This window comes from Jiella pacifica (genome assembly GCF_010500815.1).
Taxonomy (GTDB): Bacteria; Pseudomonadota; Alphaproteobacteria; order Rhizobiales; family Rhizobiaceae; genus Jiella; species Jiella pacifica.
The window spans coordinates 79901-94530 of record NZ_JAAAMG010000003.1 but is presented as its reverse complement, the minus strand read 5'-3'; the positions used below and the strand labels follow the sequence as shown (position 1 = coordinate 94530).

Sequence of the window (14630 nt, the reverse complement as noted above, 5' to 3'; positions counted from 1 at the left end):
AGATCGATCTTGCGCCGACGCAGCGCTCTTCCTTCGATTGATGAGGCCTGCTGCAGAATCGGTTCCCATGGCTCGAACGGATATGAGGACGCACCGAACTGCCAAGCTGCCGATCTCCCCCCTTGTGGGGGAGATGTCCGGCAGGACAGAGGGGGGTGCCTCGCGGCCATCGGTTCAAGTTTCCGAAGCATCCAGCGCTCCAGGCTGCCACCCGCCCCGCACGGCTTCCACCGCCCACAGCACCCGCTCCGGCGTCGCCGGCGCGTCGAGCCGCGGGAACGCCTTTCCCTCCCCCGCAGCACACACCGCGTCGGTCAGCGCCGAGAACACCGAGATCGCCAGCATGAAGGGCGGCTCGCCGACGGCCTTGGACCGATAGACGGTCTCGGAGCGGTTCTCGCCCTTCTCCCAGATCCTGATGCGGAAGTCGTCCGGCCGGTCGTTGGCGGTGGGGATCTTGTAAGTGGAGGGGGCGTGGGTCTTCAGGCGGCCCTTGTCGTCCCACCAGAGCTCTTCCGTGGTCAGCCAGCCCATCCCCTGGATGAAGCCGCCCTCGATCTGGCCCATGTCGATCGCCGGATTGAGCGACTTGCCGACGTCATGGAGAATGTCGGCGCGCAGGAGCCGGTATTCGCCGGTCAGCGTGTCGATCACGACTTCCGAACAGGCCGCCCCATAGGCGAAGTAGTAGAACGGCCGGCCGCTCGCCGCCTCCCGGTCGTAAGTGATCTCGGGGGTGGCGTAGAAGCCCGTCGAGGACAAGGAGATGCGGGCGAGATAGGCCTCGCCGACGAGGTCGGAGAAACGCTTCTCCATGTTGCCGATCAAGACGCGGTTCGGCTGGAACACCACCTGGTCGCGCGGCACGTGATAGCGCTCTGCGGCAAAATCGATCAGCCGGTCCTTGATGGTGCGGGCGGCGTTCTGGGCCGCCATGCCGTTGAGGTCCGAACCCGAAGAGGCGGCCGTCGCCGAGGTGTTCGGCACCTTGGCCGTCGTCGTCGCGGTGATCTTCACCTTCTCGAGGTCGATCTGGAACTCCTCGGCGACGACCTGCGCCACCTTGACGAACAGCCCCTGCCCCATCTCGGTGCCGCCGTGGTTCAGATGCACCGAGCCGTCCTTGTAGACATGGACGAGGGCGCCGGCCTGGTTGAGATGGGTGGTGGTGAAGGAGATGCCGAATTTCACCGGCGTCAGGGCGAGACCCTTCTTGAGGATGGCGTTCCGGGAATTGAAGGCCTTCACCGCCTCGCGCCTCGCGCGGTAGTCGGACGAGGCTTCCAACTCGTCGACGATCTCGCCGATGACGCTATCGGTGACGGGCATGTGGTAGGGCGTGACGACGGGCTCTTCTCCGGCGCCGGGATAGAAGTTGCGCTTGCGCACGTCGAGCGGATCGAGCCCTGTGAGGAAGGCGATCTCGTCCATCGCCCGCTCGATGCCGACCATCCCCTGCGGCCCGCCGAAGCCGCGGAAGGCGGTGTTGGAGACCGTGTGAGTCTTCAGCCGACGGGAATGGATGCGCGCCGCCTTCAGGTCGTAGGCGTTGTCGGCGTGGAACATCGCCCGGTCGGCGATGGCGGCGGACAGATCGCGCGAATAGCCGCAGCGCACGAAATGGGAGAAATCGGCGGCGCGGATTGTCCCGTCTTCGCTAAAGCCGAGATCGTAGTCGATCCTGAGCTCGTGGCGCTTGCCGGTCATCTCCATGTCGTCGTCGCGGTCGAGCCGGCATTTCGCCGGCCGCCCGGTCTTGACCGCCACGAGAGCGGCGACGGCGGCAAACAGCGCCGGCTGGCTCTCCTTGCCGCCGAAGCCGCCGCCCATGCGCCTGAGCTCCACCGTCACCGCATGGTCGGGCCGGCCCAGCATCTTGGCGACGTTGTGCTGGACCTCCGAGGGATGCTGGGTGGAGGAGCGCACGAAGACGTCGCCGTCTTCCATCGGCGCGGCCGTGGCGATCTGGCCTTCGAGATAGAAATGATCCTGGCCGCCGATTTCGATCCGACCCTTCGCCCGCATCGGCGCCGCTTCCAGCGCTGCGGCCGCATCGCCGAGCCTCATCTCGTAAGCCGGCAAAAGATCCTCGCCGGCGGCATCGGCATGGGCGACCGCGTCGTCGATCGAGATCGCCGCCGGCAGGTCCTCATAGTCGACCACGGCAAGCTTCGCCGCAGAGCGGGCCGCGCGCTCGGTCTCGGCCGCCACGGCGAAGATCGGCTGGCCGACATATTGCACGACCGCCCCGTCCCCCGTCAGCGGCGGAAAGATCGGGTCGTCGCCGAAAACCGGCGAATAGTCGTTCTGGCCGGGAATGTCCTCGGCGGTGAGCACGGCGGCGACGCCCGGGGCGGCCCGCACCGCCGAAACGTCCAGCCGGACGATGCGCGCATGGGCGTGCGCCGACATGGCGATGAACACCTGCAGCGTGCCCGGCAGTTCCGGCTCGTCGTCGGCGTAGCGGGCGGCGCCGGTGACGTGCTTCATGCCGCTGTCATGGGCGATGGCCGCCGCGACGCCGCCCCTGATCTTCGCCTCGTGGGTCGGCGGCCGCTCGTTCAGTTCGGCAAGAGCCGGCTGGCCGGCGCCGGAACGGTCCTGGATGCGAGTCTCGTCCATCATGCCGCCCCGCCGATCGCCTGAAGGTCGAGCGCCTGCGGGCCGATGACGGCGATGCGGCCGGAGACGGCGCCCGCCTGTTCGAGCTGAAAGCGCTTCAACAGGTTCTGCGCCGTCTTCAGCCGGTATCCGCCGGTCGCCCGCATGTCCGTCAGCGGCGAGAAATCCCCCGCCATCGCGGCCATGGCGTCACCAGCCGCCGCCGCGTCGAACGGCCGGCCGACGAGCGCCGCCTCCGCCTCCCTGGCCCGCTTCGGGACGCCCGCCATGCCGCCGAAGGCGAGCCGTGCCTCGCGGACAACGTCGCCGTCGAAGGTCAGGCAGAAGGCGGCCATCACCGCCGAAATGTCGCTGTCGAAGCGCTTCGAGATCTTGTGGGCGAAGAAGCGCTGGTCGTCGCCGAGCCGCGGTACCTCGATGGCGGCGACGAACTCGCCTTTCGCCCGGTCCTGCCGGCCGTAGTCGATGAAGAAATCCTCCACCGGCAGGATGCGCAGATCGTCGCCCTTCCTCAGGAACAGCCGTGAGCCGAGCGCGATGAGACAGGGCGGCAGGTCGCCGATCGGCGAGCCGTTGGCGATGTTGCCGCCGATCGTCCCGGCATTGCGGATCTGCGCGCCGGCAAACCGCCTGAGCATCTCGCCGAGATCCGGATGGATCGATCCGAGAACCGCCTGGGCCGCCCGGTGGGTGACGGACGCGCCGAGATAGACCTTGTCCTGCCGCTCCTCGATCATCATCAGGTCGCGGACCTTGGACACGTCGATCAAGAGCGGCAGCTCGCGGTACTGCTTCGTCACCCAGAGCCCGACGTCGGTCGCCCCGGCAACGAGGATCGCCTCGGGATGGGCGGCATAGGTGTCGGCGAGATCGTCGACATTGGTCGGCGCGAACCAGCGACCACCGCCGGCCTCATAGGCAAAGATGCCCTCGCCTTCGAGCTCAGTGAGGCGTGTCGACAGCTCTGCATCCGCTTCGCCGGTGTCCGGCACGGGCTCTGCGGCGAGTTCCAGCCCCGCCTCGACGATCGGGCCGTAGCCGGTGCAGCGGCAGAGATTGCCGGAGATGACGTCCTTCACCGACTGGCGATCGGTGAGCGCGCCGGTGAGCCAAGCGGAATGCAGCTGCATGACGAAGCCGGGGGTGCAGAAGCCGCACTGGCTGGCATGGTTCTCGACCATCGCCACCTGCAGCGGCGTCGGCCCGTCCCGACCGAGATGCTCGATGGTCTCGACCGCCCGGCCGTTCATGGCGGGCAGAAACTGGATGCAGGAATTGACCGAGCGGCGGGCGATGCCGCCATCGCCGTCCGGCTCGCAGAGGAGCACCGTGCAGGCGCCGCAATCGCCCTCGGCGCAGCCCTCCTTGGTGCCGGTCAGTCGCTCGGGGCCACGCAGATAGTCGAGCAGCGTCGTCGTCGGGAGCGTATCCGACACCTCCCGCGTCTCGCCGTTGAGGACGAAGCGGATCGGCCGGCTCGCCGGGGTCGTCGCCTGCGCCATCAGCTGCCCCTGTAGGTCGAATAGGCGTAGGGGGAGACGAGCAGCGGCACGTGATAATGCGCCGGCTCGGCGATGCCGAAGCGGATCGGCACGACATCGAGAAATGCCGGCTCGGGCAGATCGACGCCGAGGCCACGGAAATATTCGGCGACGAAGAAGGTCAGCCCGTATTCGCCCGGCTGCATCTCCTGACCGGACAGCAGCGGCGTATCGACCCGCCCGTCCGAATTGGTGGTTACCGTCTTCAGCGGCTGCACCGCGCCATCGGCGAAACGCGCGAGCTCGATGCGGATGCCGGCGGCAGGCCGGCCCAGCATCGTGTCGAGGACATGTGTGGTGAGCCGCGCCGCATCCGGCATGAAGGCACCCTTTGAAATTTGACCATTCGGTCAGCAATTTGCACCGTAAAACGACACAGGCGCAAGCACAGACTCAGCATGGACTTGGCGGGCGAAATCCTGCCCCGGAAGGGCCGAGGCGAAGTCCCGGAGCCGGCGACGCGCCGCTAGCCCCCATTCAGCTTTGCTACGGCGACGGATCGACGATATTGCGAAAATCTTCGACCGCATCCATCAATGTCGTGGCAAGCCGCCGGGCCGCCTCGATCGACGGACCCGCGAGGGCGGGTTCGAAATTGTCGTAGTCGTGGGTCGCCCGGTGCCTGAACCGGCGCGATTCGTCGACATCCCTGGCGACGTCGGCCGGCAGGATCGCCGGCCTGACCCGAATGGCTGCAGGCGGCCGAGACCTCGTCCTCGACCTCGCTCCAGCGCGTATCGCTCATGGAACGACCACACCCTTGGCGCGCACCCGTCCAAGGAACGGCGCCGTCATCGTCCGCGCGTCGTGAATGTCCGCCGGGATCCGATGGAGGGCAGAGGTCTCCTCGACGAAATCCCAGGCCTCGGCCGACCGGTCCGCCGGAAAATCGACGAGAATGTCGAGATCGCTGTCGAAACGCATGGTCTTCGTCACATAGGATCCGAAGACGGTGAAGGTGCCGCCTTTTCCTCGGGCGTAGGCCGCGAGGGCGTCGACGACCGCCTCCGCCGCGCGCTCGCGGCGCGCCGCCTCGCTCGCCTTTCGCTCAGTGAGGGTAGTGACCTGCATGGCGACGAACCCGATGGTTTCGACCTGATGGCTTTGGCGCCATTTGCGCATTTCCGCAAGTTGCGGCCGAGGCTGTTCGAGACGTGGCACACCGCTTTGCCCGGCCAGCCGCCTATTCCTGCCGCCGCGGTCGGATCAGCCCCTCCTGCGCGACCGAGGCGATCAGCGTGCCGTCGAGGCCGTAGAGCGAGCCGCGGGTCAGGCCCCGGCCGCCGGAGGAGGACGGCGAATCCTGTGTGTAGAGCATCCAGTCGCAGACCCGCGCCGGGCGGTGAAACCACATGGCATGGTCGAGGCTCGCCGCCTGGACCCGCTCGTCGAAGACCGACAGGCCGTGGGCGAAGAGCGCCGTGTCGAGCAGCGTCATGTCGGAAAGATAGGCGAGGACGACGGTATTGGTCACCGGATCGTCGCCAATCTCGCCGCGGCAGCGCACCCAGACATGCTGATACGGGTCGAGCTTCCGGCCGGAAATGTAGTGGTCGAGCACGACGGGACGGAACTCGATCGCCCGCGGCCGCTTCCAATAGCGTTGAACGGCGCTCGGGGCGTTCTTCAGGATTTCCTCCAAGGCCTCGCCATGCGGCAGTTCGTCGGGCTTCGGGATGTCCGGCATGGTGATCTGATGCTCGAAGCCCTCCTCGTATCTCTGGAACGAGGCCGAAAGCGAGAAGATCGCCTCGCCGTGCTGCATCGCGACCACCCGGCGGGTGGTGAAGGAGCCGCCGTCGCGGATCCGGTCGACGGTGTAGACGATCGGCACCTTGGGATCGCCCGGCCGCAGGAAATAGGAATGCAGCGAGTGGCAGGTCCGCTCCTGCGGCACCGTGCGGATCGCCGCAGACAGGGCCTGGGCAATCACCTGGCCGCCGAACACCCGCTGCCAGCCGACATCCGGGCTGGTGCCGCGGAACAGGTCCTCTTCGAGTTTTTCGAGGTCGAGAACGGCCAGAAGCTGTTCAACGGGTTCGGTCATCCATAGATACTCCGTCGGGTTTCGCCATTCTCGTATAGCGTGCCCGGAGGCATGGCAAAGCCTCGCCCCATTGTCGGCCCGCAGCCGGCACGAGATCAAGCGTGAGAAACGAGACGACGATGAGCGACACTCCCTTCGAGACCCCCGCCGAGATGGTCGACGTCCTCGTCGCCGGCGCCGGCTATGTCGGCCTGACCACGGCCGTCGCGATCAAGCAGGCGGCGCCGCATCTTGCCGTCACCATCGTCGACGCCGCGCCCGCGGGCGTCTGGGAGCGGGACGGCCGCGCTTCGGCGATCGCCGCCGCCGCCGTCCGCATGCTCACCCAGCTGCAGATCTGGCGTGAGATCGAGGCCGAGGCCCAGCCGATCACCGAGATGATCGTCACCGATTCCAGGACCGGCGACGCCGTCCGCCCGGTCTTCCTCACCTTCGGCGGCGAGGCGCGCCCAGGCGAGCCCTTCGCCCACATGATGCCGAACGTCGCCCTCAACGGCGCGCTCAGACGACGGGCGGAAGAACTCGGGATCGCAATCCGCCAGGGCGTCGCCGTTTCGGGCATCTCCGAAAGCGTAGGCCATGTCGAGGTCCGGCTGTCCGATCGCAATGCGCTCGGCGCGCGGCTGCTCGTCGCCTGCGACGGCGTCAAGTCGGCGATCCGCGACATGGCCGGCATCCGAACCTTGCATTGGGACTACGGCCAGTCCGGCATCGTTACCACCGTCGCCCACGAGCGCCCGCACGAAGGCCGGGCCGAGGAGCATTTCCTGCCCTCCGGACCCTTCGCCATCCTGCCTTTGAAGGGCAACCGCTCCTCGCTGGTCTGGACCGAGCCGACCCGCGAGGCCGAGCGGCTGGTCGCCTCCGACGACATGGTCTTCGAGACCGAACTCGAACAGCGTTTCGGCCACAAGCTCGGCGCCCTCACCGTCGAAGGACCGAAGCGGGCCTTCCCGCTCGGGCTGACGCTCGCCCGGGAGTTCGTGCGGCCGCGCATCGCGCTCGCCGGCGACGCCGCCCACGGCATCCATCCGATCGCCGGCCAGGGCCTCAATCTCGGCTTCAAGGACGCCGCGGCGCTGGCAGAGACCGTCGTCGACGCCGAACGCCGCGGCCTCGACATCGGCGCCCTCGACGTCCTCGAGGGCTACCAGCGCTGGCGGCGCTTCGACACGCTGCAGATGGGCGTCACCACCGACGTGTTGAACCGCTTGTTCTCCAACGACAACACCGTCCTGCGCATGGCCCGCTCCTTCGGCCTGTCGCTGGTCGACCGGGCACCGGCGCTGAAGGACTTCTTCATCGGCCAGGCGGCGGGGCTGACCAAGGGACCGAGCCCGAGGTTGCTGAGGGGCGAGGCGATCTGAGCATGGCGGCACTACGACCGCTCCGCATAGCCGAAGCCCTCGACACCTCGTCATCCCGGGCTTGACCCGGGATCCATTCCTCAGCGGGTAAGCGCCGATCCGGTTCAGGATGGGCTCTCTGGTTGAATGCGGTTTGGCAGCTCGAAAGATTTGGAATGGATCCCGGGTCAAGCCCGGGATGACGAGGTTCTGACGCCTTTGCGCCTTCTTCAACTTAGAGCAACCAGGTGATCGGTTACGGACGAGTGCGACGATCTTGACCGGGTTCGATCAGCCCCCCGATCTTCCGGTCACGATGCCGACGCACATTTGGCTACGGACGCAGCGGTCCGGCCTCTCGAAGCGACCGCAAGCGTTTGGGACGCGCGCAAGACCGACGTGGCCCGCGAGCCGAAGAGCCCGCGAACCCCTGGCCATCCTTTGTCACATCACTGAGCCTTCTTCGCCACCTCGCACAAACCATCCTCGATCGACTGGAAAGCCTGGTCGCCCGGGATCGTGCGGATGATCTTGTAGTAGTCCCACTTTTCCTTGCTCTCGCCCGGGGTCTTGACCTGGGCGAGATACATGTCGTGGACCATCAGACCATCGGCGCGGACCTTGCCGTTGCGGGCGAAGGCATCCTCGATCGGCATCGTCTTCAGCTGCGCGATGACCTTTTTCGGATCGTCGGTTCCGGCCGCGTCCACGGCCTTCAGATATTGCAGCGCCGAGGAATACATGCCGGCCTGCACCATAGAGGGCTTCGAGCCGGTCTTCTCCTCGTATTTGGCGCTCCATTCCCGCGCCTTGGCGTCGAAGTCCCAGTAGAAGCCCGTGGTCAGCGTCAGCCCCTGCGCCGCGTCGAGGCCGAGCGCGTCGACGTCGGTGATGAAGAGCAGGAGCGATGCGAGCTTCTGGCCGCTCTGGACGATGCCGAATTCCTGCGCCTGCTTGACCGAGTTCTGGGTGTCGGTGCCGGCATTGGCAAGGCCGATCACCTGGGCGCCCGAACCTTGCGCCTGCAAGAGGAAGGACGAGAAGTCCGCCGTCGGGAACGGCGCGGCAACCTGGCCGACGACCTCGCCGCCATTCGCCTTCACGGCGTTGGCCGCGGTCTTTTCGAGATTGTGGCCGAAGGTGTAGTCGGCGGTGATGAAGTACCAGGACTTGTTGCCCTCCTTCACCATCGCCACCGCCGTCCCGTTGGCGAGAGCATCGGTGTCGTAGGTCCAGTGCAGCGCCGTCTCGGGGGCGCAGTTCTCGTTGGTCAGCGCGTTGGAGGCGCCGCCATTGTTGATGTAGGCGACGTTCTTCTCGGCGGTGATGCCCTGCAGCGCGATGCCGACGCCGGAGTTCGCCCCGCCAAGGATCAGGTCGACATTGTCCTGGTCGGCCCATTGCCGGGCGATGCTGGTGCCGATGTCCGACTTGTTCTGGTGATCGGCCGACAAAAGCTCAATCGGCTTGCCGCCCAACGTTCCGCCCATCTCGTCGATCGCCATCTGGACGGCGGCGACCGAGCCCTGACCGTCGAGCGATGAATAGGCGCCGGACATGTCAAGGATCATGCCGATCTTGACGGCGTCGTTGCTGATGCCGCCCCCGTCCTGAGCGCTGGCCGCACCTGCCAGCGCCGTCGCGGCGCCGGCCAGAAGAACCGTTTTCAGAAATTTCATGCTGCTTTCCTCCCAAGAAAACCCTTTGGGCTGTCTGACGACCGGTCGCCGCTCACATTCACGCTTTGCGCGGATTGAAGCGTCGAGCACGCCCCGATGCCCGGCGCCATAGTGACCGGCTCCTGCCGCCAGGGCAAATCGGTCGATCCGAGGCCTTCGATGCCAGCGATCTCCTCGCCGGCCGGGCGCAGGATCTTCACCGCGCCGCACAGATCGCGAAGTCGCTGAGGGACGAAGGGGCAGCGTGGTTACAGGGAAGTCGCTCAGGGTGCCTTGTTCATCCGGCCTTGGCGTCGAGGGAGCAGACCGAACGCCGAACGCCCCCCACAGTCGGCGAACTGAGCTCACATTCGGCGCATGAAGGGCCGCGCGTGAAGGGCTCAGGCGGAGCCGCCACGCCGTGGCTCCTGGCATCGCCCGGGAAAATAAACTGCCTACCCGCCTTGCGCTGGCCACAATCAGCGGTCATATAAGTCCCATCGATCTTGCTTGTAAAATTTCGGTTCCGCGCCAGCCGCTTCGGCATCAGGTGCCTCAGGGCATCCCTATCGGACAGAGGCGCACCGACTGATCTTCTCTTCAAAATCGAAAAGCCAAGGAATGGGCACTCGGTCCACTCCACATCACTATGTCGATACGAAGGAGATCGTCATGCCCGTCGGAACCGTTAAGTTCTTCAATACTCAAAAGGGCTTCGGCTTCATTGCTCCGGAAGGCGGCGCGACGGACGTTTTCGTCCACGCCACTGCCGTCGAGCGCGCTGGCCTCGGCACCATCGTCGAGGGCCAGAAGCTGCAGTTCGAAGTGGTCACCGACCGCCGCACCGGCCGTTCCTCGGCCGACAATCTGCAGGCAGTCTGAGCCATTCACTCTGGAGCGCTGACCACGGATGTACTGGCAGCGCGCGTGAGTGACGAAGGAAGGTCGGGTCCGCCCGGCCTTTTTTATTGTCTGCCGGCCGGCGCACGTCGCTCATGCGACGCGTCGAGAGCCTGAAAAACCACTGGGGCTGCGGCTGTTCGAAAGCCGCCTGACGCCCTATGTTCATGGCTGCGGCCGGCTCACGAGAAAGCGAGACGATCATGAACGAGAAAGTCCTTGCACGGGCCGAACGAGTTTTCGGCGCGCCGGCGGATCGCCATGAAAAAGGGTCGGCAATGACCCTCATCCAGCAGGAATCGGACGCGACCCGGGAGAAATCGGCGCGGCTGAAGGCCCTGCGGATCGCCCAGGAGGCGGACGAGACTCCCGTCGCAGCACCGGCCAAGCGCGAGCCGAAAAAGAAGATCAAGCGCGGTCGCACCTGACGGGCCAGACTGCCGCACTCCGAATTGACATCGCCACCGGACGGAACGGTCGCTCCGCGGTTTTGGACGACCGTTCGCAGACACGCCTCGTAGCCGCCGCCGTGGCCCGCGAGCCTTGCCGGACGTCTCTGCAGCTCCTCGCGGCAGTCATCGGCCGTCGGCGATCATCGCCTTCCGCTCCATCCAGCCGAATTCGCTCCCGTCCTCATGCGATCGATGAAACGATCGTGAAAACGGTGGAGCTTCCCTCATCGTCGCCGATCATGGCCGAACGAGCGGTTTGCGCATGCGACCGCCTTCGACGCTGCCACCGGCCCGGACGGACAGCCGCGGGTGCGGCTGGATGCTCCCTCGGCGGCGTCGCTCCGACGGAGCTGGAGTAGTCCCCCTCTCTCGCACGAATCTTCCCCGCATCTCCGTCCACCGGGAAATTTGTTTCCCTCAGCGACCCGACAAGGCAATCACCATCGGTGATCGCGAGCCCGTTCCGGCCTATCTAGAACATCACCTGACTGGCAGGCCCGGCGGTTGCGATCGCGACGGGCGCTGTAGCGGGCGACTTTGGCGCGACAGCGCGTGTTGCGCATTCATCGCGGCACCGCGTGAGCGCCCCTGATACGAGACGGAGACGAATGATGGCGAAGGACCACCGGGCGGGATCGAAGGTTCGCGGCGACAAGCTGCCGGCAATCCTGATGGCAAGCCATCTCCTCGAAGGCGACACGGTCTTCCTCGGCGACAGCGGCTGGACGATGGATCCGACCGCCGCGAAAATCGCCCACGACGCAGAGACCGCCGCCGTGATGGAGGCCGAGGGTAAGGCGGCCGCGGCCGCGAACACCGTCATCGATCCCTATCTCGTGCCCGTCGACCTCACCGACCATGGCCTGCCCGTCGCCCGGCATTTTCGTGACGCCATGCGCCAGAAGGGCCCCTCGATCCATCCCGACATGGGCAAGCAGGCCGAGTTCACGCCGCTCGACTGAGCCGGGTTCGATGCCGGCCGCGCTGGCCCGACGGCGCGGCGAACGCCGAAGACAGACGACAAAGGACGCTTGAATGTACCGCTACGACGAATTCGACGAACGTTTCGTGCGCGAACGCGTCGCCCAGTTCCGCGGCCAGGTGGAGCGCCGCCTCGACGGCTCCCTGTCCGAGGACGAGTTCAAGCCGCTGCGCCTGAAGAACGGCCTCTACCTCCAGCTCCACGCCTACATGCTGCGCATCGCCGTGCCCTACGGCACGCTGAACTCGCGGCAGCTGCGCATGCTTGCCCATATCGCCGAGACCTACGACAAGGGCTACGGCCACTTCACCACGCGCCAGAACCTGCAGTTCAACTGGCCGAAGCTGAAGGACGTGCCGGACATTCTCGGCCTCCTCGCCGACGTCGAGATGCACTGCATCCAGACCTCCGGCAACTGCATCCGCAACGTCACGAGCGACCAGTTCGCCGGCGTCGCCAAGGACGAGGTCGAGGATCCGCGGCCGACGGCCGAGCTGATCCGCCAGTGGTCGAGCCTTCATCCGGAATTCGTCTGGCTGCCGAGGAAGTTCAAGATCGCCGTCACCGGCGCCGAGCACGACCGCGCGGCGATCAAGGTCCACGACATCGGCCTGAAGCTGAAGCGCAACGATCAAGGCGAAGTCGGCTACGAGGTCATCGTCGGCGGCGGCCTCGGCCGCACCCCGATGATCGGCAAGGTGGTGCGGGAGTTCCTGCCGAAGGACGAGCTGCTCGCCTATCTCGAAGCGGTCATGCGGGTCTACAACTCGGAAGGCCGGCGCGACAACAAGTTCAAGGCGCGGGTGAAGATTCTCGTCCACGAGACCGGCGAGGAGGAGTTCCGCGCCCGGGTCGAGGAGGAATATGCCAAGCTCGACGGGCCGACGATCAATGCGCCGGAGGAAGAGGTCGAGCGGATCGCCGCCTATTTCGCGGCCCCGACCTATGAGGACCTGCCGGAGACGTCGCAGGTGCTGGAACAGGCGCGGGCGATCGATCCCGAGCTCGACCGCTTCGTCGCGCAGAATTCCTTCGAGCACAAGCAACCGGGCTACATCGCGCTGACCATCGCGCTGAAGGAGATCGGCGCGGTGCCCGGCGACATGAGCGCCGACCAGATGCGCGCCTTCGCGGACATCGCCGAGAAATATTCCTTCGACGAGTTCCGCGTCACTCACTCGCAGAACCTCGTTCTGCCGCATGTGAGGAAGGATGACCTCCCGGCCGTGCATGCAGCGCTCAAGGCGGCGGGCCTCGCCTCGGCCAATGCCGGTCTGATCACCGACATCATCGCCTGCCCGGGCCTCGACTACTGTGCGCTGGCGACGGCGAAGTCGATCCCGATCGCCCAGGCGATCGCCAAGACCTTCGCCGATCAGGAGCGCCAGAAGGCGATCGGCGAGCTGCCGATCAAGATCTCCGGCTGCATCAATGCCTGCGGCCATCACCATGTCGGCGCGATCGGCATTCTCGGCCTCGAAAAGGGCGGCCGCGAAAACTACCAGATCACCGTCGGCGGCGACGCGACCGAGCATGCCAGTCTGGGCGAGCGGCTCGGCCCCGGCATCGACGCCGAGGACGTGCCGGCGGCGATCGAGGCGATCGTCGAGACTTATCTCGCGGAGAAGACCGGCGAGGAAAGCTTCATCGAGACCGTGCGCCGCACCGGGGCGGAGCCCTTCAAGGCGGGCTTCGCGGCCTTCATCGAAAGCCGGACGGCGCAGCACGAGGCGGCCGAATAATGACGCTGATCACAGAAGCCGGCGCGGTCGAGGATCGCTTCACCCGCGCCGACACGATCGAGGCGGCGCTCGCCGTGGAGGGCCCGGTGCTGATCCCGTTGGCGATCGCCGATGAATTCGCCACCGCCCGGCCGGATACCGAGTTCGGCGTCTCCCTCCCCGGGTCGGCGCCGATCGAGGACGTGAAGCCGCATCTCGCCAAGGCTTCGCTCGTCGCCGTCGAGTTTCCGGCCTTTGCCGACGGCCGCGGCTTCTCTTTGGTGAAGAAGATCGTGCGCGAGGGTTTTTCGGGGACGCTGCGCGCCTCCGGCCCGCTGATCGCCGACGAGTTCGCCGATGCGCTGGCCTGCGGCTTCACCGAGGTGGAATTGCCGGAGACCATGGCAAACCGGCAGCCGGTACAGCAGTGGATGGCCGCCAAGGACACGATGAGCGAGCACTACCAGAGCGGTTACGGACGCGGCCCGAGCATCCTTCAAAAGCGCCTCGCCGCACGGAAAGGAGCATGACCATGATCCAGGATCCGAACCTTCTCGCCGAGACGCTGAACGCCGAATTCGCCGCCCTCTCCCCGCTCGACCGGCTGAAGAGCCTGCGCGAGAAGGTGAAGGGACGCATCGTCTTCACCACCAGCCTCGGCCTCGAAGACCAGATGCTCACCCATCTGATCTTCTCGAATGCCATCAAGATCGAGGTCGTCACCCTCGATACCGGCCGGCTGTTCCCCGAGACCTACGATCTCTGGCGGGAGACGGAGGAAAAATACGGCAAGCGCATCCACGCCAAATATCCGAAGTCGGAGGCGCTCGAAAACCTCATCGAGGAACAGGGGATCGACGGCTTCTACTACGCCAAGGAGTTCAGGCTGAACTGCTGCGGCGTCAGGAAGGTCGAGCCGCTCGGCCGGGCGCTCGAAGGTGCTGCAGCGTGGGTTACGGGATTGCGCGGCGACCAGTCGCAGAACCGGCTCGGCATGGCCTTTGCCAGCTACGAGACCCAGAAGAAGCTGATCAAGGCGAACCCGCTCCTCGACCTCTCGCGCGAGAAGATCGCCCATTTCAACGACGATCACCACGTGCCGATCAACGCGCTGCACGCCAAGGGCTTTCTGTCGATCGGCTGCGCCCCCTGCACCCGGGCGATCCAGCCCGGCGAGCCGGAGCGTGCCGGCCGCTGGTGGTGGGAGGACGACACCAAGCGCGAATGCGGCCTGCACGTGCCGGATCGCACGGCGGTGGCGGAGGGCGCGGGGATCTGAGGCTGAGGCATGCGGCAGCCCTCGTCCTTCGAGGCCGCCTCCGGCGGCACCTCAGGATGAGGGGGCGACGGTGCGGCGCGCT

The 14630-nt window shown here is 66.2% G+C and carries 14 protein-coding genes; 7 read left to right on the top strand and 7 right to left on the bottom strand.

All coding sequences use genetic code 11. The features are described 5' to 3' along the window. Positions 1 to 174 precede the first annotated feature (174 nt). The 6 genes from xdhB to tesB all read right to left on the bottom strand — a co-directional run bounded on the left by xdhB (position 175) and on the right by tesB (position 6210). On the bottom strand, positions 175 to 2622 hold the full coding sequence (gene xdhB / locus GTK09_RS05250; protein WP_163461956.1) for a xanthine dehydrogenase molybdopterin binding subunit: 2448 nt from the start codon (positions 2620 to 2622) through the stop codon (positions 175 to 177). After that, positions 2622 to 4124, bottom strand: coding sequence for a xanthine dehydrogenase small subunit (gene xdhA, locus GTK09_RS05245; protein WP_163461644.1), 1503 nt, complete (start codon positions 4122 to 4124; stop codon positions 2622 to 2624). The genes xdhB and xdhA overlap by 1 nt, the downstream gene beginning before the upstream one ends. Then, positions 4124 to 4483 (bottom strand): hydroxyisourate hydrolase, encoded by a 360-nt coding sequence (uraH, locus tag GTK09_RS05240; RefSeq protein ID WP_163461642.1) that lies wholly within the window; start codon positions 4481 to 4483, stop codon positions 4124 to 4126. The genes xdhA and uraH overlap by 1 nt, the downstream gene beginning before the upstream one ends. Positions 4484 to 4649: 166 nt before the next feature. Beyond that, on the bottom strand, positions 4650 to 4853 hold the full coding sequence (locus GTK09_RS28110) for a ribonuclease toxin HepT-like protein (protein WP_376767954.1): 204 nt from the start codon (positions 4851 to 4853) through the stop codon (positions 4650 to 4652). A gap of 51 nt (positions 4854 to 4904) precedes the next feature. Beyond that, the gene (locus tag GTK09_RS05235; protein WP_163461639.1) at positions 4905 to 5234 is read right to left on the bottom strand and encodes a nucleotidyltransferase family protein; all 330 of its coding nucleotides are present in this window, start codon (positions 5232 to 5234) and stop codon (positions 4905 to 4907) included. A gap of 112 nt (positions 5235 to 5346) precedes the next feature. After that, the gene (gene tesB, locus GTK09_RS05230) at positions 5347 to 6210 is read right to left on the bottom strand and encodes an acyl-CoA thioesterase II (RefSeq protein ID WP_163461638.1); all 864 of its coding nucleotides are present in this window, start codon (positions 6208 to 6210) and stop codon (positions 5347 to 5349) included. 152 nt (positions 6211 to 6362) lie between these two features. Here tesB and GTK09_RS05225 point away from each other — a divergent pair, with 152 nt between their 5' ends. After that, positions 6363 to 7577 carry a ubiquinone biosynthesis hydroxylase gene (locus GTK09_RS05225; RefSeq protein ID WP_163461954.1) on the top strand — a complete coding sequence of 405 codons (1215 nt, stop codon included), beginning with the start codon at positions 6363 to 6365 and terminating at the stop codon, positions 7575 to 7577. Between the two features lie 428 nt (positions 7578 to 8005). Here the strand turns inward: GTK09_RS05225 and GTK09_RS05220 are convergent, their stop codons facing one another. After that, positions 8006 to 9235, bottom strand: a complete 1230-nt coding sequence (locus GTK09_RS05220; protein WP_163461637.1) for an ABC transporter substrate-binding protein — start codon at positions 9233 to 9235, stop codon at positions 8006 to 8008. Between the two features lie 651 nt (positions 9236 to 9886). On the opposite strand from GTK09_RS05220, the gene GTK09_RS05215 reads away from it, so the two are divergent. The 6 genes from GTK09_RS05215 (at position 9887) to GTK09_RS05190 (ending at position 14548) form a co-directional block, all read left to right on the top strand. Next, entirely contained in the window at positions 9887 to 10096 is a 210-nt protein-coding gene (locus GTK09_RS05215; protein ID WP_083591026.1) for a cold-shock protein, read from the top strand. A gap of 221 nt (positions 10097 to 10317) precedes the next feature. Next, positions 10318 to 10542, top strand: a complete 225-nt coding sequence (locus GTK09_RS05210) for a hypothetical protein (protein ID WP_163461636.1) — start codon at positions 10318 to 10320, stop codon at positions 10540 to 10542. Between the two features lie 632 nt (positions 10543 to 11174). Further along, on the top strand, positions 11175 to 11528 hold the full coding sequence (locus GTK09_RS05205) for a DUF2849 domain-containing protein (protein WP_246217720.1): 354 nt from the start codon (positions 11175 to 11177) through the stop codon (positions 11526 to 11528). A 73-nt stretch (positions 11529 to 11601) separates the two neighbouring features. Further along, positions 11602 to 13290, top strand: coding sequence for a nitrite/sulfite reductase (locus GTK09_RS05200; RefSeq protein WP_163461635.1), 1689 nt, complete (start codon positions 11602 to 11604; stop codon positions 13288 to 13290). Further along, positions 13290 to 13799 carry a DUF934 domain-containing protein gene (locus tag GTK09_RS05195; RefSeq protein ID WP_163461633.1) on the top strand — a complete coding sequence of 170 codons (510 nt, stop codon included), beginning with the start codon at positions 13290 to 13292 and terminating at the stop codon, positions 13797 to 13799. The genes GTK09_RS05200 and GTK09_RS05195 overlap by 1 nt, the downstream gene beginning before the upstream one ends. After that, positions 13796 to 14548, top strand: a complete 753-nt coding sequence (locus GTK09_RS05190) for a phosphoadenylyl-sulfate reductase (protein WP_246217719.1) — start codon at positions 13796 to 13798, stop codon at positions 14546 to 14548. Before GTK09_RS05195 ends, GTK09_RS05190 begins: the two co-directional genes overlap by 4 nt. Positions 14549 to 14630: the final 82 nt, after the last annotated feature.